Annotated in this window: 13 protein-coding genes; 1 reads left to right on the top strand and 12 read right to left on the bottom strand. The window is 68.6% G+C overall.

Annotation, left to right across the window (positions count from 1 at the left end):
* Nucleotides 1-14: 14 nt before the first annotated feature.
* Nucleotides 15-887: a TauD/TfdA family dioxygenase gene (locus tag ACGFQC_RS21450; RefSeq protein ID WP_363092876.1), complete on the top strand. Its 873-nt coding sequence runs from the start codon at nt 15-17 to the stop codon at nt 885-887.
* 627 nt (nt 888-1,514) lie between these two features.
* Here ACGFQC_RS21450 and ACGFQC_RS21445 read toward each other — a convergent pair.
* From ACGFQC_RS21445 to ACGFQC_RS21390, 12 genes are all read right to left on the bottom strand, one after another.
* Nucleotides 1,515-2,387: an NAD(P)-dependent oxidoreductase gene (locus ACGFQC_RS21445; protein WP_363092877.1), complete on the bottom strand. Its 873-nt coding sequence runs from the start codon at nt 2,385-2,387 to the stop codon at nt 1,515-1,517.
* A gap of 67 nt (nt 2,388-2,454) precedes the next feature.
* On the bottom strand, nt 2,455-3,624 hold the full coding sequence (locus tag ACGFQC_RS21440; protein ID WP_393288499.1) for an ATP-grasp domain-containing protein: 1,170 nt from the start codon (nt 3,622-3,624) through the stop codon (nt 2,455-2,457).
* Nucleotides 3,625-3,749: 125 nt separating this feature from the next.
* Nucleotides 3,750-8,108: an amino acid adenylation domain-containing protein gene (locus tag ACGFQC_RS21435; protein WP_363092879.1), complete on the bottom strand. Its 4,359-nt coding sequence runs from the start codon at nt 8,106-8,108 to the stop codon at nt 3,750-3,752.
* Nucleotides 8,109-8,180: 72 nt separating this feature from the next.
* A complete protein-coding gene (locus ACGFQC_RS21430) occupies nt 8,181-9,962 on the bottom strand; it encodes a non-ribosomal peptide synthetase (RefSeq protein ID WP_363092880.1) in 1,782 nt (593 codons plus the stop codon).
* 11 nt (nt 9,963-9,973) lie between these two features.
* Nucleotides 9,974-11,230 (bottom strand): MFS transporter, encoded by a 1,257-nt coding sequence (locus ACGFQC_RS21425; protein WP_363092881.1) that lies wholly within the window; start codon nt 11,228-11,230, stop codon nt 9,974-9,976.
* A 29-nt stretch (nt 11,231-11,259) separates the two neighbouring features.
* On the bottom strand, nt 11,260-12,846 hold the full coding sequence (locus ACGFQC_RS21420) for an acetolactate synthase large subunit (protein ID WP_363092882.1): 1,587 nt from the start codon (nt 12,844-12,846) through the stop codon (nt 11,260-11,262).
* Complete coding sequence (locus tag ACGFQC_RS21415; RefSeq protein WP_363092883.1) at nt 12,843-13,547, bottom strand: TauD/TfdA family dioxygenase; 705 nt, start codon at nt 13,545-13,547, stop codon at nt 12,843-12,845. Before ACGFQC_RS21415 ends, ACGFQC_RS21420 begins: the two co-directional genes overlap by 4 nt.
* Before the next feature lie 76 nt (nt 13,548-13,623).
* A complete protein-coding gene (locus ACGFQC_RS21410) occupies nt 13,624-14,667 on the bottom strand; it encodes a zinc-dependent alcohol dehydrogenase family protein (RefSeq protein WP_363092884.1) in 1,044 nt (347 codons plus the stop codon).
* Nucleotides 14,668-14,689: 22 nt separating this feature from the next.
* Nucleotides 14,690-15,622, bottom strand: a complete 933-nt coding sequence (locus tag ACGFQC_RS21405) for a hypothetical protein (protein ID WP_363092885.1) — start codon at nt 15,620-15,622, stop codon at nt 14,690-14,692.
* Between the two features lie 23 nt (nt 15,623-15,645).
* The gene (locus ACGFQC_RS21400) at nt 15,646-16,113 is read right to left on the bottom strand and encodes a VOC family protein (protein ID WP_363092886.1); all 468 of its coding nucleotides are present in this window, start codon (nt 16,111-16,113) and stop codon (nt 15,646-15,648) included.
* A 125-nt stretch (nt 16,114-16,238) separates the two neighbouring features.
* A complete protein-coding gene (locus tag ACGFQC_RS21395) occupies nt 16,239-17,948 on the bottom strand; it encodes a carbamoyltransferase N-terminal domain-containing protein (RefSeq protein WP_363092887.1) in 1,710 nt (569 codons plus the stop codon).
* 11 nt (nt 17,949-17,959) lie between these two features.
* On the bottom strand, nt 17,960-18,925 hold the full coding sequence (locus ACGFQC_RS21390) for a class I SAM-dependent methyltransferase (protein ID WP_363092888.1): 966 nt from the start codon (nt 18,923-18,925) through the stop codon (nt 17,960-17,962).
* Between the last annotated feature and the right edge of the window lie 83 nt (nt 18,926-19,008).

Raw genomic sequence — 19,008 nt, 5'->3', positions numbered from 1 at the left:
CCCTGGAGGACGGCATGGAGTCATACGAACTCGAAGCACTGGAAGCGGTGACCACGCGTCCCGCGTACGCCTACCGCACGCTCACCGTCGAACGGATCACTCCCGTTCTGGGAGCGGAGGTGTCAGGCGTCGACCTGTCGCAGGAGATCCCATCGGAGCAACTGGAAGAGATCCGGGCCGCCTTCCGCGACCATCACGTCCTCGTCTTCCGCGATCAGACGATCACCGCCGAGCATCACAAGCGCTTCGCCGCCGCCTTCGGCGAACTGCGCCCCGTCAACCCGCCGCCGCCCGAGGGCGATCCCCACATCCTGGAGATCCGCACGACGTCGGCCGCGGCGGACGTGGCGGGCAACGGCTGGCACGCGGACGGCACCGCCGACGCCGAACCGTCACTGGGGTCGATGCTCCACATCACCGAGACACCCGAGCCGGGATGCGGCGGCGACACCCTCTTCGCCAACATGCACCTCGCCTACGACATGCTCTCACCGGCGATGCGCGCCCTGCTGGACCCGCTGACCGCGATACACGACGGCGCGCAGGCCCTGGCGGGATACACACCGCCCGCGGACTACGTCGTCCCCAAGAGCGAACACCCGCTCATCGCCCGGCACCCCGAGACCGACCGCAAACTGCTGTACGTCAACAAGGCCTACACCAGCCGCATCCCGCAGCTCTCCGCCGACGAGAGCCGGGCCCTGCTCGACGTGCTCTTCGACATCATCGCCCGCAGGCCGGTCCTGCACTGCCGCGTCCGCTGGACCCCGGGCACGCTCGTCTTCTGGGACAACCGGTGCGTCCAGCACCACGCGACGTACGACTACTACCCCTACGCCCGCCACGGCCGGCGCGTCGCCATCAACGGCGGCCCCGTCAAGGGCTGACGTCCTGAACGGGTGAGGCGTCATGCACGGACCCGGTCCCGCGTACGACGCCTCACCGCGCTGCCTGAGGTGGCTGCCTGCGGTAAGTGCCGTTCCGGATCGAACTCCAGCACCTGCGTGAGCCGGACGCAGGACCGCACGGTCGGCGGGTCGTTGCCCCAAGCAGGGCGCGCGACGGCCGCCTCCGACCAGTCGTCGCAGTCTGCCCTGCGCCAGAGCAACGGTCTCCTCGCGCGAGGCGTGTACCTGCTTGGCGTAGCGCGCCCGCCGGTGTGGCCATGAGGGCTGCGGTGCCGGCAACTGGCCGCGCCCCGGGTCCTGGATGCGGCCCCGGCGGAGGTCGAGGGACTGTGGTCGAAGGCGAAACGCCAGGTGGAACGAGGGCGGGCACTCCAGACACGGCCAGGGGTGTTCACCCCGCTCGGGACGCCAGCCGGCTGAGAACCCACCGCCCGCCCCGCCGGACCCGGGATCGCCTGTCGACTGGCCGACCCCGGCGCCAAGGTCCTCGTTCACCTCCTCCCTTCACGCTTGGGCCCTCCATGGCGGCGCGCGGTGGTCGGGCGTCTCCGAGACCGCTCCGCTGCAGGCAGCCGACCGTCTGCGCCCGACGAGGACCAGGCTCATTCATGTGAGAGCGGCGAGAAGGTTTTCGATCAGCTGCCTCTCCGCGCGCTTGACGGATTCGACCGTCCGAGCCGCGTAGAGATTGCGCACCTCGACCCCTGGAATACGTAGCGTCGCATCTGCGGTGGCATGGGCGGCACAGAGGTCCATGACCGTGTGCCCGTCCCGCGTCGACTGCCAGGTGGCGAAGTCGGATTCGGCCATGGGCAGACCCAACGTGGTGATGACAACCAGCGTTGCCGACGAGATCAGTCTCAAGTCCTCGCACGCGACCACGTGTTGGTAAGCGGGTGAGTGAAAGGACAGGATGTCCGCGGACCGGAGCACCTCGCGCAGGGGCAGCCACCGAGGCTCCCCCTCCCGGGTCTGTCGGCGTGTTGGAGTGTGGAAGACCACATCCATGCCCAGTGCCGCCGCGACCCGGCCAACGCCCCTTGCCACAGCACCGTGCCCGATGAGCCCCAGGCGACGGCCCGCCAGTTCACCGGGCGTCCCCTCACCACTCCGGGCGTGCTGGAGCATCTGCTCGACGACGAACTCGACGGTCCCTGTGTCACCGTATCCATAGATCGGCGACACGTTGATGCCACGCCGACGTGTGTACTCCAGGTCGATTCCGTCAGTCGACGTCGAGCGGAGGCCTATGTAACGCAACGAGGGCAACCGGCTCAGCCGCGCGGCGTCGAGCTTGTCCTTCCAACCCGCCAGCAGGGCGTCCGTGTGAGCGAACGGCGTCATCGCCGCCCCCGTGGGCGGCCACTCGGTCAATTTTATGAGCGGCATCTCGCTGATGGGCCCGAGCTCGTCGAGCAGGCCGGGGGAAGGCCAGACCCCGGGAAGGACGGATACCTGCCGAAAGGTGGGGGTTCGCACAATGCTCCTTCTGCGGACCTGTTGGGTACTGGATCGACGGATGCGCGGTGGCCTCGGGCCCAGGGGATCACCCGGTGGAAGGGGCGGCATCGGCGGCGTCACCGAAGGGATCCAGCACCTCGTGCACGGTGGCGAGCAGACCGCCCATCGTCACCGAGGGCTGGAGCTCTTGGCCATTGGTGCGGATCTCGATGGATTCCGCGACCTGTCGGGCCCGGTGCTCGGCTGCCTCGCTGCTGTCGGCACGGGCGATCACGGCGCCGGACCGGTCTTCCGACCAGCACAGTGGGCGCACGTCCTGTCCGGGCCGGACTTTGATGTCGACCTTGACCACCCCGTGCGCCGCGCGGGCCTGGTCCACGCCCCGGATGTCTTCGACCCGGCCTGCGGGCGGCGCGAGGAATCGCACGGCCGCGGCGCCCTGCCCGCGCTCCCGGACCCGGGAAGGGCCCGGGTTCCGGGCCAGCAGGTAGGTCGTCCGCTCCATGTCGACGCCGTACACCAGCTCGACGAGCTCATTGATGTAACCGCCGGCGCAGCGGTTGTGGGACTCCACGACGCGGGGTCCGTCGGCGGTGAGGATGACCTCCGTGTGAGCCGGGCCCTCGGTCAGACCCACGGCGTCCAGCATCCGCAGCGTGATGTCCTCGACCGCTGACGCCTGCCGGGTGCTCAGCACGGCTGGAACCACATGTCCGAGGGCCACCACTCCCCCACCGTTGTCCTTGCCGGTGATCGCCACCACCGAGTGGCGTCCGCCGACGGAGAATGTCTCCACACTGAGTTCGGCGCCGACGAGCAACTCCTCGACCATGAAGTCACGGACACCGAACGAGGCGAGCCAGTCCAAGGTCGCCGGCACCTCGGAGGCCGAGAGGACCTTGCGCACACCCAGGCTTCCTGAGCCCATCGTCGGCTTCACGACAGCAGCACCATGACGGTCGACGAATCGCTGGAGCGTCTCGCGGGAGCTTCCCCGCGCAACCTCGACCCTTCCGATCCCCCGTTCGTTGAGCAGTGAACGCAGCGCGAGTTTGTCGTGGAGCAGACGGGTCACGGCGGCGCTGTTCCCCGGCAGCCCCAGGACTGTGGTGAGATGCCCGGCGACCAGGGGACCGGCTTCCGTCTGGCTGAAGACCCGCGTGAACGGTGTGTGTGCGTGCAGCGCCCGCGCCAGGGCCGTGACCAGACCGATGTCCTGGTAGTCGAGCAGGTGGGTCTGAACGCAGTGCTCCATGGCACCGCTTTCGAACAAGGCCGGCTTTTCGATGTTCACCACGCCGAGACCGCATGCCGCCGCCTTGCGCGTGCTCGTTTCCGTGCCGCCCAGGAGGAGTACTCGTGGTCGGTCCATATGTGTGTTCAACGCATCGCACCTTCGTGGTCCGCAGACGGCAGGAACCCGGATTCGACGAAGTACTGCACGTACCTGGTGAAGAGCTTTTCGTCGATGTCCGGGCAGGTGATCCCCCTGTCGGTCAGGAGCGCCGCCGTCCCACCGGAGTCGTAGCGGGTGCTGCCCTCGGGGTCGTCGTCGTGTCCGTCCATGCCGAGCACGCCCAGCAGGGGGAACGCGGCGCTGTCCGGTCTCTGCTCCACCGCACGCACCCACACCGGCAGAGGTACGTCTCTGAGCCGGTAACCGAGCCCCCGCAAGCTGTCGACCGCCGTGCCGAACGACAGCAACTGTTCGCTGGAGAGATGCATGTTCCTGCCCGCCGCGCGGGGATGCCGTGAGAGCGCGACGACCGCCCGGCTCACGTAGTCCACGGGGACCAGGTCGAACGCCACGCCGGGGAGCAGGGGAGCCAGCCCCACCTGCACACACCCCTTCAGCAGCAGCCACAGAAAGTCGGCGTCCTGACAGGCACCGGTGGAGGTGTCGCCCGCGATGCGCGTGGGCCGGTAGACGGTCACCGGCAGGCCGCGCGCACGAGCGGTTTCGACCAGTTGCTCGGCGACCCACTTGCTCTGCGTGTAGCCGTGCATCAGCCCCTCGACCGGGGTGAGCGGAGTGTCCGGGCCGATCCGGCGCCCCCGGATGCGGGGTCCCGAGAACACGCCGACTGTCGAGATGTGGTGAACGGGAACCGTATGGTGGGCTGCCGCGAGCCGTAGCACCTCGACGGTTCCCACGACGTTCGCTCCTCGAGACTGCGCGTACGACTGGGCCAGGTTGACGGCGGCACCGGCGTGGTAGACGGCCTCCACCTCGCGCGCGAGCAGGTCGTAGGTCTGATCCGGCAGCCCGAGACGCCGCGGCGCCAGATCGCCGGCGTGGACGACGATCCGGTTCTCCGTCTCCTCGTCCCAGATCCCGTACCGCTCCAGCGTCGCTCGCAGCCGGCCGGCCGCCTGCACCTGGTCGGCCCCGCGCACGAGGCAGTGCACGCGCGCCGCCGTACGGTCGATGAGTTCGCGCAACAGGAACGCCCCGAGGAACCCGGTGGCACCAGTCAGCAGAACCTGCCGCGGTGCCCTGACGACGCTCACTGCCTCGGCTGCGGGGACGATGTCCCTCGGCAGGACGGCGTCGTCCCCCAGCCCGGGGAGTTCCGGGCGCTGTCCCAACCGGTCGACGAGCACCGACATCGCGGCCGGAGTGGGTGCTGTGAACACAGCGTTCATCGGCACCTTGACCTCGCATTCCGCGCGCAGTGCGAGGGCCAGCCGCACCGCCAGAAGGGAGTCGCCGCCGTGGGCGAAGAAGTCGTCGGCGCTCCCGATCCCGCAGACTCCCAGGACCTGGGCGTACACCGCGCGGATCCGCTGTTCGGCCACCGTTGCGTGCCCGTCCGGTGCTGCCGGCGGCGGGGCGGGCGACCGTCGTAGCCGGGAGATGGCCGCCCGATCCACCTTGCCACTGGGCGTCATGGGGAAGGAGTCCAGTTGCACGAAACCGGTCGGCACCATGAAGGAGGGCAGACGTTCGTGGAGCGCCGCACGTATGTCCTCGGGTGTGGCACCGCCCGCCGCGGCGGGTAGACAAGCGGCGATCAGCCGCAGGCCGTCACCTGGTGCCGCGTTGTCGGTCACCACCACCGCGTCCTTCACGCCAGGGACGGCCTTGACGGCCGACTCCACCTCGCCGACCTCGACCCGGTGGCCTCGGACCTTGACCTGGTCGTCGGTACGGCCGACGAACTCGATACGGCCGTCGGGGAGCACCCGGGCCAGGTCGCCCGTGCGGTACACGGGTCCCGGATGCGGGGAGTTGGGATCCTCCACGAACCTCTCGGCCGTTGACGACGGAAGTCCCAGGTATCCCTGGGCGGGTGCGGTTCCTCCGACGTAGAGCTCGCCGACGGCGCCGATGGGCCGCGGGTACATCCTCCCGTCGAGCACGTACACCCGGGCGCCGGGGACGGGACGGCCTATGGCAGGCCGTTCGGGCCACTCGGAGGGTGGTCCCGTCAGGCGTTCGGCGGTCACCACGTGCGTTTCCGTCGGACCGTACTGGTTTTCGAGCCACGCGTCGGTGAGGTCCGCGAAGAAGCGTCTGATCGCAGAGGTGACGAACAACTGCTCGCCGGCCGTCACCACTTCCTTCAGCGTGGGACAGGGGCGCGCCTCCGCACAGGCGTACCGGGCGAGTTGGTGCAGGGCGACGTACGGAAGGAAGATTCTGTCGATCCGGTGTTCCGAGAGCGTGTCGAGCAAGCGCTCGGGGTCACCGCGCACCTCATTCTCGACCAGGACGACGGCTCCCCCCGATGCCCAGGTGGAGAACAGTTCCTGGAACGACACGTCGAAGCTCAGCGGGGCGAATTGCAGGGTGCGGGAACCGGCGCCGCAGCCTGATCTTTGCCGTTGCCAGTCGATGAGGCCGGCCAAGGAGCGGTGGGGCATCGCCACACCCTTGGGCCGGCCGGTGGATCCGGAGGTGTACAGCACGTAGGCCAGATCGTCCGCCCCGGGGTTCGGCAACAGGGCCTTCGGGTCTGTCGCCGTCCCACGCGCCACCGCCTTGTCCAGGGAGATCACGGGGAGGCTGTCGGGCAGCCGCATCCGCTCGATCACCGCCGGGGGGCCCACCACCGCGGTGGAACCGCTGTCGAGCACCATGTGGGCGAGACGCTCAGCCGGATATCCGGGGTCCAGCGGGACACATGCGCAGCCCGCCTTCAGCGTGGCAAGCACGGCGATCACCGTGTCGACGGACCGCTCCGCGCACAGCGCCACACGGCTGCCCGCGTGGCCTTGTTCCACCAGGGATGCGGCCAGGGCATCGGACAACATGTCCAGTTCCCGGTACGACAGCGTCCGCCGACCCTCCAGGACGGCGGGCGCGTCCGGGGTGAGCCGGGCCTGCTCGACGACGGTCTCGTGCGCCAGGGGCACGGTGCCGTCCGGGAGGGAACCAGACGTCCACGAGCTCTGGATGACGTCCCGCTCCGCCTCGGGCAGGAGGGACAGCTCACCGAGTGCCCGCTCCGGGTGAAGGACCGCGTCAGCCAGCAGAACCCGGTAGCGCTCCGCGAGCCGCTGCGCGGTCTCGTGGTCGTAGAGGTCGGCCGAGTACTCGAGAACGCCCCGGAATCCGCGGCCTTCGGGTACAAGGTTCAGGAACAGGTCGTATTTCGATGTGCCGTTGTGCAGGGGCAGCCATTGCGCTGTCGCGCCCGGCAGATCCAGCCCGGGCGGCTCACGGCGGTCGGAGGTGAAGACGATCTGGAAGATCGGAAAGCGGCTGAGCGTCCGCTCGACTCCCAGCTCCGCCACCAGGCGGCTGAAGGAGACGTCACGATGCTCGACGGCGTCCAGGACGACGTTCTGCGTCGCGGACACCAGGTCCACGAATGTGTCGGCGGGCGAGACACGCTGCCGCAGGGGCAGGACCTCGGCCATACACGCGATCATCGAGTCCAGCTCGGGTTCGTCGCGGAGCGACACCGGGGTGCCGATGACCAGATCCTCCTGCCCGTTCAGGCGGTGCGTCAGCGCGGTCAGTGCCGCGAGCATGACCACGAAGGGGGTGGTGCGCAGTCGTTCGGCGAGGCGGCGGACACCGTCCGAGACGGTGTCGTCCAGAGTGAACCGCACGTCCCCGCCCCGATGGCTCAGCACGTCCGGCCTCGGCCGGTCGGCGGGCAGACCGGTCTCGTGCGGGGCGCCGCTCATTGCCGCCTGCCAGTGAGCGAGGTGGGCGCTGCCCAGCAGCCGATCGGCTCGGCGCTGGCGCGCGGCGTACGGGCCCACCTGGCGCTCCGGCGCGGGCAGGTCGGGCTCCGTACCGGCGAGCGCGGCCCGGTAGCAGGCGCTGAACTCGGCGTCCAGCAGGTGGAGGCTCGCACCGTCCATGGCCGCGTGGTGGAGCGTGACGACGAGCACTGCTTCGTCTTCGGACTCCTGTGGCACGGCGCCGATGTGCTCCCCGTCGCCGGCCTGCTCGAAGAGCCAGGCCCGCAGCAGGGGCGGGTCGTCAAGTGGCAGCGGCTCGGCGAGGGCCTCACGCAGAGCGTCCTGCATACGGCGTGCCGGTACGCGCCGTCGGCTGACCGTGACGGGCCGGGCCGGCAACACCGTCTGCACCGGGCGGTCCGCCTCCAGATGCAGTCGGCTGCGCAGCCCCTCGTGGCGCCGGACCAGCTCGGACAGCGCGGATTCGACGGCATCGATCTCAAGACGACCGCGTATGCGGTGTGCCCACGGCTCCGCATACCGGGATCGCCCGTCCTGGAACTGGTCATTGAGCCAGATGGATTCCTGCTGGAACGTCATGGGATAGGTGCGTGGCGAATCGTCCCGCGGGGGCCGGCCACGGAGTTGGCTGGTCACAGGCATCCAATCTGGTCAGGCCGAACGTGTGGACACGGACCGGACATGTGCGAGGTAGTCGTCGAAGCGCGGATGCGAGAACACCGACTTCACACCGACGGCGAGACCGGTTTCGCGGAGCAGGGCGCTGGACAGCCGGGTCGCCGCCAACGAGTCGCCGCCCAGCACGAAGAAGTCGGTGTCAGGGCCTACGTCGGAGGCGCCCAGCAGGTTCTGCCAGAGCCGCCGCACCACGTGGCGCACCTCGGCGAGGCCGACGGGGGTGGTGAGGCTGCCGGACAGCCGTTCGGCGACCGCCGCGCGGAGCGCCGACAGGTCCACCTTTCCGCCGTCGGTCAGAGGGAAGGTCTCCCACCGCACGATCGCGACGGGCACCATCACGGGTGGCAGCACGGTGCGCAACTCGCCCAGCAGGGCATCCTGGTCGACGGGCTCGGCCGCGCATACGCAGCCGACGAGATTCTCACCGATCTTCAGCACCTTGGCGTCGGTCAGCGCTTGATGACCGATCAGGGCGGCGGCGATCTCGCCGGGTTCGACCCGCACGCCGTTGATCTTCACTTGGTCGTCCAGGCGCCCGAGGTAGTACAGCAGGCCGCGCTCCTCGCGGACCCGGTCGCCGGTCCGGTACCAGGGGCCTTCTCCGGCTTCGGCGATGGGGCCTTCGACGAAGCGGTGCTGCGGTCGTGGGGTGTCGCCGCAGTACCCGACGGCTACTCCCGGTCCGCCAATGAGCAGTTCGCCGTCCACTCCGGGTTTCACCCGTTCGCCTCGCTCGTCGACAACCACCGTCCGCACTCCGGGCAGGGGCGCCCCCAACGGGGCACGTTCCCCGGTCGTCAGCGCCGGGGTCAGCTCGCAGGCGACAGAGGTGATCGTCGCCTCCGACACCCCGTACGCATGGATGAGCCGCGGACGTCCGGGGTCGGAGCACCAGTTCCTCGCGACATCGACGGGCAGTTCCTCGCTGCCGGTGACGACCAGACGCAGAGCGGGCAACTCTGTTCCGTACGCGTCGAGATGGGCCGCCCACCCGCTGAAGTAGGAGGCCGGGATGTTGCACACCGTGATCCCCCGTTCGAGGACCACCCGGGTGAGCTGGTCGAAGCTCACCTCGCCGAGACGGCCGGGCAGGAGGGTGACGCAGGCACCCGTGGCCAGGGTGGGCCAGATTTCCTCGGCTGACACGTCGAACGCCAGGGATGAGGCTTGCAGGACGCGGTCATCGTCGCGCAGCCCGAAGAGGTGACGGACCGCCTCGGCGTGCTGTGCCAGAGACCGCCTCGCGATGACGACCCCCTTCGGCGTACCGGTGGTTCCGGAGGTGAACACGATGTAGGCGGGTGTGTCTCCGCGCATCGCCCGGTCGGGTTGCCCTTCGTCGGCCGACTCGCCCGGCGCCCAGTCCTGCGGGGTGAGCACCTTGGCCTCGCCGCCGTAGAACCGCTTGGGCTCTTCTGCCAGGATCAGGCGCGGCGACGTCTGTTCGAGCACGTGGCGCAGCCTGGAATCGGGCACGTCGTCCCCGATGGCCACGTACGCGGCGTCGGCCAGCAGGACACCGAGGAGCGTCGCCACCGTCTGCGGACTCCTGCGGCCCTGGACCACCACGGCGTCTCCGGCTCCGGCACCCCAGGTGCGCAGGCACCGCGCGACGCGCCGGGCGTACTCGCCCAGTTCGGCGTACGTCCAGGTCCCGGACTCGCCCGTCACCGCCGGAGCACCGGGGGTTCGGAGTATCCGCTCGAGGATCGACGCGACCGGATCCATCGGCTCCGCCACTTCACGGTTCTTCATCGCTCTGCCCTTCATCCAGCGGGGGAAGTCACGGACACGGATGTGCCGCCGCCTGTGGTCCTCGTCCGCAGCGCCCACGCCGTGGCCGGCGCCACGCCCGCCGCTACCACCAGGAAGCATCCGGAGAGCAGCACCCAGCCCAGCGCGGCGTACCGTTCGACGAGCAGCGTGACCAGTGCCGGACCGACTACGAGATTGATCGAGCTGCCCAGGGAGAAGACCCCTCCCCAGGTGCCCTGAGCATGTGCGGGCGCCAGGTCGTAGCGGATCTTCCAGCCGGCGGCCGAGCTCCACACCTCGCTCAGCGACAGCAGGACGACCGCCAGCACGAGGGCGAGGACGTCGAGGAGGTCGGAGGCGGTGGAACTCGCGGCCACGGCCAGGCACGACGCCGTGGAGGCGAGGCTCGCGACGAGCAACAGACGACGGACCCCTTCGAAGGTCTCCGCGCCCCTGCTCAGCGGTACCTGCAGCACCACGACCAGCACCGCGTTGAGGCCGTACAGCCACGCTCCCAGTCCCTTGGGGAGTGTGGAGTGGGAGACGACCCACAGGGGGAGTCCGACACGCAGGATGATGTCACCGACGGCCAGCAGGCCGTAGAGGAGCGACATCACCAGATACGGCACGTCACGCGCCGCGTGCCTCAGCCTCACCGTGCCGGCCCGCACCCCCGCCGCCGGCCCCGGTGGCAGCGACGCACACAGCACGGTCGCTGCGGCCTCCGCCAAGGCGCTGCCCAGGACGAGAGCGAGATAGACCGGTCCGCTGTCCCACGTGAGAGCGAGCCCGCAGGCGAGCGCGCCCAGGATGACACCGATGTTGAACGCGCTGCGCAGACAGGCGGAGGCCCGGACCCGGTCCTCGTCGGACACCAGATCCGCGACCAGCGCCTCACGGCAGATCCAGCCGCCCTGGACGAAAACGCCGAGCAGGGACACCACGACGACGAAAGCCGTGAACCCGCGGATCTGTGTCGCGACCAGCAGCAGCACGACCTGGCAGACCCCCATGATCAGGGTCGCTCCACGCGCCCCGACGCGATCGGAGAAACGCCCGAGGTGGATCGACAGGGGGAGCCAGACCAGACCTGCGACGGTCAGGCCCACACCGACCTGCGACACGGGAAGGCCGACGTGACGGGTAAAGAACAGCGCACTACCCGACGCGTACATTCCGAATCCGATACTGGCAAGCAGGTTCACGGCCACCAGCCGCGGCAACGGTCCGGAAGGTGCGGTGCGCAAGGCACCGGACAACAGAAACATGACGACTCGACTCACGTACGGACAGGTGGTCAGGCAGGCCGCACGTCGGCCCGCGCGGGGACGGTCGCGGTCACGGGAGGGACGACGGCCTCGATGAGGTGCGGGCCGGGCTCCGCCAGGGCCAGGCGCAGCTGCTCGGCGAACGCCTCGGCCGTGCGGGCGCGGGTGGCGGGGACGCCCATGCCGTTCGCGAGGGCGACGAAATCGAGCCCGGGGATGTCGATCATGGTTCGACTGCGTTGCGCCGCGGCACCGTCGAATCCCCCTAGGCGCCGCAGCTCCCCCTCCAAGATCGCGTACGAGGCGTTGTTGAAGATGACGGTGGTGACGTCGAGCCCCTCGCGGGACTGGGTCCACAGGGCCTGGAGGGTGTACATGGCGCTGCCGTCCGCCTCCAGACTGATCACCGGCCGGTCCGGGCAGGCCACGGCGGCTCCCGTTGCAACCGGCATGCCCATGCCGATCGAGCCGCCGGTGATGTTGAGCCAGTCATGCGCCGGCGCCCCGGCGGTTGCTTCCGGAAGCCACTCGTCGCTGGTCATTGCCTCGTCGACGACGATGGCCCCTTCCGGCAGCAGTGCGCCGAGGACGGCGGCGGCCTTCTGCGCCGTCAGGTTCCCCCTGGGCAATCGGGGCCGACTCGCGGCGGCGAGAAGCGGCGGGACACCAGGCGCGAGCAGGTCGGCCACCTGCTGCAGAGCCCCGGGATCGGCTCCGAGATCGTGCACCTCGCAGCTGTCGGGGACCAGTGTGCTCGGCTTGCCCGGATAGGCGAAGAAGGAGACGGGCGGCCGGGCTCCAGCGAAGACGATGTGACGTGCACCCGCCAGCTGCGCGGCCGCGAGATCCCGCGGGTAGGGCAGACGATCCACGCAGGGAATCCCCGCTCCCCGCTCGTGGCGAGCCGGGGACTTCTCCGCCAGCAGGCGTGCACCGGTCGCCTGGGCTATGCGGCTTGCCGCGGCCAGCGCATCCCGCCGCATCGCGCCGCCGCCGATGAAGAGCAGGCAATCGCTCTCACTCCGCAGAACTTTGGCGACTCGCTCGACGGTGTCCGGGTCGATCGGCGCCGAATCGACGGCCGTGACGGCAGCCGGCGTGCCACCCTCCGACCAGCAGACGTCGGAAGGCAGGACCAGTGTGGCGACCCCACCCGGCAGATGTCCGACGGGGGTACGGGCAGCGGTGATCGCGGCCGCGGTGTCGATCCCGGCCCGGGCGACACTGTCGGTCCGGCGCACCCACTTCGACACCGGAGCGGCCATGCCCTCGATGTCCGAGTCCAGCGGCGCGTCGAACGGTTTGTGGTAGGTGGCGTGGTCACCGACCATGTTCACCACGGGTGTGCCCGCGCGACGTGCGTTGTGCAGGTTCGCCAGGCCGTTGCCGAGCCCGGGGCCGAGGTGGAGCAGGGTCGCGGCCGGTGCTGCGGCCATCCGGCCGTATCCGTCGGCGGCCCCGGTCGCCACTCCCTCGAAGAGGCAGAGAACCCCCCGCATCTCGGGGGTGGCCACCATGCCCGCCACGAGGTGCATCTCAGAGGTGCCCGGGTTGCTGAAGCATGTGGTGATGCCTGCGCCGATCAAGGTCCGCAGGACAGCTTGGGCACCGTTCATGACGAGATCTGCACCCGCTTCAGGTGGCGGGTGGGATCCTCGAATGCGTTACGGGAGTGCAGCATCCGCCAGTTGTCCCAGACCACCATGTCCCGCTTCTCGTACCGGACGGCGATGTGCTGCTCCTCGTAGAGGGCGTTCCCGCGTTCGATGAGCCTGCGAGCCAGCTCGTCACCTTCCGGGATCACCAGGTAGCTGGTGGAGAAGCGGAAGACAAGTTCGCCCTCGTGCTCTTCGAGCACCGGGTGCTCGGCGGTCGGCACCACGCCCTTGCGCGCCAGGCCCTCGGTGGATCCCCAGCGATAGACCGTGTCGCGGAATTGACGCAGCTCGCTTTCGTCGAACTCGGCGAGCACGCGGTTGCCGTCGAACATGGTGGTCTCCCCACCCGGACCCTCCGCCGGCTTGACACACCACAGCGCGAGGTAGCGCGGGGGCCTGCCGCGGAACTCGTAGCCCTCCGTGTGGGGCTGCAGCGCACCGCGGTTCTGGCCGTGGTTGACGTCGTCCATGCCACGTTCCGGCTTCACGTCCCCGACGAGTGTGCCGGTCGGTGTGGGCTGGAATTCCCCCAGATGCTTCAGGAAGGCGACGTGGTCGAAGGACTCCGGGACATTCACCAGGTGCACGTACCCGTTGTTGCCGAGGAGTTGGTGAAAGACGTACCTCAGTACGTCGTCGGACAGTGCTTCGCCGTTCATGTCAACACACGACACGACGCTGTCGGGCCACTTGCCCACGAGAGCTCCACTTCGTCGTTACACCGGCATGACGCCGCTAGTACGTGATCAGCACCTTCAGAGCGGTGCGTTCGTCCATCGCCCGGTATCCCTCGGGCACCTTGTCGAGATCGACGGTCAGGTCGAAGACCGGGGAGGGGTCGAGCCTTCCTGCCAGGACGTCCGGCAGCAGCTCCGGGAGATACGTCCGAACCGGGGCGACGCCCCCGCGCAGAGCGACGTTCCGTTCGAAGATCTCACTCAGATCCAGACCCGTGTCACTGCCGTGCGGCACACCGACGCACCCGATGGCACCGCCGTCCCGGGCGATTCCCACGGCCGTCTGCATGGACTGCTCGGTTCCCACCGCTTCGATCACGGCGGGCACGCCGTGGCCACGCGTCAGTTCGCGCACGGCCTCGACCGCGGCCGTGCCCCGCTCCGCGACGACATCCGTCGCGCCGAAGACTTGTGCGAGATCCGTGCGTGCCCGGTGACGGCCGAGCGTGATGATCCGTTCCGCCCCCAGGCGCCTGGCAGCCAGTACCGCGCACAGCCCAACCGCGCCGTCCCCCACCACGGCCACGGTGCTGCCGCGGCGCACCCCGGCGGTCACCGCCGCGTGATGCCCCGTGCCCAGGACGTCGGAGAGGGTCAGCAGCGCGGTCAGCAGACCGTGGTCCGAGGCGGCGTCGGCCGGCAACCCAACGAGCGTGGCGTCGGCGAACGGCACCCGGACCGCTTCGCCCTGCCCGCCGTCCGAACCCGGTGAACCCCAGAACCCACCGTGTTCGCAGGATGTGGTCAGGCCCTCGAGGCAGTAGTCGCAGATGCCGTCGGACCAGACGAAGGGTGCCACGACCAGGTCACCGACGGCGAAGCGGGTGACGTCCGCCCCGACATGCTCCACCACACCCAGGAACTCATGGCCCGTACGCTGGCCTGGACGGCTGCCGGCCACCCCTCGGTACGCCCACAGATCGGTGCCGCAGACGCAGGAGAGCACGACACGCACGACGGCGTCGCTCGGATCTCTCACCACGGCGTCGGGCACGTGCTCGACGCGGATGTCGCCCGGGCCGTGGATGACTGTTGCGCGCACGGGTGGTGCTCCTTATCGTCGCTCAGATATGTGCGTGCGGCTCGGTCGCGCCGACCGCCGCGTCGGCGACCTCGCGAAGCACATGGCCGAATCTGTTCTCACAGTCGGCCACCTCGGGACTGCGCAGCTCCGCCGGACGCTCGTCGCCCTCGTGGCCCAGCGGATACAGGCCCTGGCGGGAGACGTCCAGCGCCACCGCCCGCAGCCGATGGAGCAGTTGCGCGACGATGCCCTCCTCGCTGACCTCGGCACGCAAGGTCATGAAGAAGTTGTCGTACAGCAGCGCCGTGCGCTGCGACAGGCGGACCGTGCTCCCTTCCATGGCCTGCTGGAGCAACGACCTCCCCTCGGGCACCAGCCGGGCTGCGATGCCGTCGTGGATGGTCTTGTTCAGCTCCACCGCGCGGGCCAGCCCCGTCGTCTCCGGCACTTGGGAGCCGGCCAGGCCGCGTCCCCGGAACAGACCTCGTACCGGTACGAAGTCCGAGGCCCACGTGCCGCTGAAACCTCGGTGCTGGAGGTACATCCGCGGCCGGATCAGAGAGTGATAGAGCTCGCGCGGACAGGACCCGGTGTACAGCAGCATCGCGCAGTACCCGTGGGTGTACGTCTCCAGCCGGGTGAGGGCGCGTTCGTCCAGCAGGTTCCTGTCCCCGGTCCTCTCCAGTAGCCGGCCCATCAGGTGCCAGATCAGGAAGGTGATCTGGTGGCCGGTGATCCAACGGAACCAGAACAGCTGTTCCTGCGAGGGCTCGTCGCCCTCGGGTGCGCCGACCGGTGCGCTGTCCGCGAGCACACTCAGCTGGAGGAGGACGAAGTCGCGGTCGCACTCCGGCACCGGGTGCGGGAGTTCGGAGAACGAGGCGGTCGCATGTCCGACGGACGGCATGGTCAGCGGTTCCAAGCCGTAGGGGAAGTCGCCGAACTCCCATACGCTGGTGCGTGGGTCAACCACCAGGGTGTTCTCTCCGGACGGCCTCACCGGTCGCCGTCCGGTATGTAGCTGAGTTCGTATTCGAGCCCGTTGACGTCGAACAGATAGAGGCTGTGCACCCCGTCGTCGTCCACCACGATGTCGGTCGGCAGATCGGCCCGGGCGAACGCGAAGCGTCCCGACTCGTAGAGCTCGATCCACTTCTGTCGCCTGGCGACCAGTTCTTCGGGCGATGCGACGGCTACGCAGGCGTGCTGGAAGACGAAGCCGTCCGGATCGGCCTGCTTCCCGTTGTGACCCGCCCGGTCGAAGAGGTGGATGCGCAGCTCGCCGACCGCGATCTCGATCAGTCGTCGAATACCCGGCAGTCTACTGACCGTGAGGTCGGAGAACCTGTCCAGCTCCCATTTCTTCTCCGCGTCGAAGAACTCCTGGTACCAGGACAGACAGTTGTCGAGGTCTGCTGTCTGCACACCGAGGTGGTGAATTCTGGTGCTTGCCAACTGGGGCACGTTTCAAGCCTTCCTCTCGGGGTCTTTCCTCCTAGCGCGGCCGACCGGGGGGCCGGTCGGCCGCGCGGGCGGGAAGCGGCGGCGACCGGGAAGACGCAGCGGGTCACCACGGTCTCCGGCGTCCCTCAGGCCTTGCTGTAGAGCACTCCGTCGGCCCAGACGTAGTCGGTACGGCCCCACTTCATGGCTGACGCGGCGTCCGGGAAGAAGCCGCTGCCGTGCAGATTGGCACTGGTGTTGCAGAGCACCGGAACGCCACTCAGCCGGTGGTAGGCGCGCAGCAGTTCCGCGAGCACCGGATCGTCCTCCGAGCTGACGGTCTGCAGCCGGGCGGTGCCGTCGAGGTGAGTGATGGCGGGAATCTTGTCCAGCCAGTCCGGACGGACGTCGTGGTCGAAGAGCATGTACGGGTCGGGCGTACCCGGTTCGAAGATCTCGGGGGCGTGCTCAGTCAGGCAGATCGGGGCGACGGGCCGGTAGTACTCACGGTCCTTGACCTCGTTCAGCACGTCCTTCATGGCCGGATCCGTGGCGGCTCCGAGGATGCTCCGGGCACCGAGGGCACGCGGGCCGAGTTCGGCGCGATCCCGCAGGAAGACCAGCGGCTTGCCGCTCTCGTGCAGGATGCGGGCAACCTCGGCCGGTGAGCACTCCCGAGACGTCCAGCCGGCCGGCACTTCGGGGGTGGCGACCAGCGCCGGGCCCAGCCGGGCGTGCCACCGCATCGCTGAGAGGCCCTGGGTGTGGGCGTAGGAGGCGCAGGCGGTACCGATGGCGGAGCCCGAGTCGTCCGGGAAGGGCGGCACCCAGACGTCGTTGAACAGCGGGTGCGCGCGAAGAGCGCTGTTCCACTTGATGTTGAGCGCGCAGCCACCCGCGAAGGCCAGGTTCCACGGCCCGTCCCCCTTCCAACGGCGGATCTTCTCGACGATCCGCTCGACGAGGAGGTCTTCCATGAACTGGTGCATGCTGGCCAGGACGTCCTCGTCCGACACGCCGAGCTCAGCGATCCGCTCGGCCGCCTCGCTCAGGTACGCGTGCACGTATCGATGCGAGGGCTCACCGTTGCTGCCGCAGCCGATGACGCTGCGGCGGTATTCGGCAACGGCCTCGGTGGGGGCCTCGAAGTGCTTGCGGAAGGTGTCCCGGATGGTCTCCTGGACGGCGTCCTTGGGCTGTCCGAGGGCGATGTAGGCCATCAGCTTCCCGGCCACCGAGAGGTCGTCCACGACCTCGGACCGCTCTGCGCTCTTGCGCGCCCACGGGCCGAAGTACTGGGCCGCCATCGCGTACGAGTGACCGATCAGCGGGAAGACCTCGTCGCCGTTCTCGACGGTGCCCTTGGCGGCATCGACGAAGTACAGCCGGGGGAAGCAGCCTCCGTCCCAGACGAGCACGAAGGAGTCCTCGCCGCGCGCCGCGAAGGGGCTGGAACAGTAGGCGGCGGCGAAGTGGCTCGACATGTGCACGAAGCTCTCATACGTCACCAGGCCGCCGCCGATGGGTATCTGACCCGTGAAGCCTGGCCGGACGAGGCTGTTGATGGTGTCGTTCTCGCGGTAGGGCGCGACCTTCAGCTCCAGGGGTGTGCCGTTGTCGAGAACGGAGAGCCGACCGAACTCCGCCCCGTCCCAGCCGTCGAGAGCCCAGTGGTCGACGTCGGACACCTTGAAGCCGTACTCGGAGAGGATCTCCGGGATGAGTCGGAGATCGGCCACCGGGCTGTAGCGAGCGTTGTTCGCCAGCTTCTGAACCTCGATGTTGAAGAGGAGTTTGTCGTCCTCCAGCAGGGCCAGGCCGCCACTGTGGGTGAGCTTGAGGCCGGCTGTGATCATAATTGCGTCTCCTAGGAAGTCTGCGTGCGCAGCAAGTTGGCGTTGCGGGCGTTGACACGGATTTCGTCCGCGCACCGCTCCAGTCCTGCGGAACTGCCGGAAAGCAGAGTGAAACCGGTGGGGCGGAGTTTGAGTTCGACGCAGTGCAGTTGGGCGACCGGATCCATACGTTCGAACACGGCTCGCAGGCGCTCATTCGGAAAGAGCACGCCACTGGTCAGCGTGCCGAATTCACCTGCGTCCCAGCCATCGGTGTTGATGAGACCTGAGCCGCCGTCCCAGTTAATGCCGTGAACGATAGTCCATTCACAGCGACTACGGAAGAAGTCAGCGGCTTCCCGGAATCGGTAGGCGTTGACGATGGGGTGAATGAAAGCGTCTACATCAGCAGCGAGTTGCGCTTCCGTCGACGCTTCGGAGAAGGACGTACGAGTGCCGTACTGCTCCACGGAGAGGGTCAGCCCCAGATCCGCCAGAACGGTGCCCGATATGTCTTCCGGAGAATTCTTGAGAAGCACTTGGACCAGCTCGCGGCTCAGCAGCCTGTCGAATTCACCGTACGGGTGATAGTACCAAGTGTAGGCGATTCCATCTCTTTTGAGGTGCTGTTGCAGCCAGTCGGCACCGCCGGCCGGATCGGCCAGATGATGGATGACGCCTGTACTGGTTATGAGGTCGAAGCTGCGGCCCAGCAACTCACCGCCGATCTCAGCGTGCTGGAACTCGACGTTGTCACACTGGTGCCTTTTGGCCAGTTCACGGGCCACCGAAAGAGAATGCTCACTGAAGTCTATGCCGAGGAATTTGGTGTCCGGGTACTGAAGAGCGGTTCCTACGAGTCGATGTCCCGTTCCGCAACCGGCGTCCAGCACGTGGCAGCCGTCGAGTTCCGGCAGCACCGAATCCAGCCCCATGGCCACGTCATAGATCGGGTCCGTGTCGGAGTTGGGCAGTGGGTACGGGAATTCCTCGTACATGGCGCGTACGTTCGCCGAAGACGGCGGAAGCGCCCCGGCAGGGGAAGTCGTCATGATGTGAGTCCTGTTGTGGGTCCGATGGG

This window comes from Streptomyces sp. NPDC048734, from assembly GCF_043198675.1.
Classification (GTDB): domain Bacteria; phylum Actinomycetota; class Actinomycetes; order Streptomycetales; family Streptomycetaceae; genus Streptomyces.
This window is presented reverse-complemented; position numbering and strand designations above follow the sequence as displayed.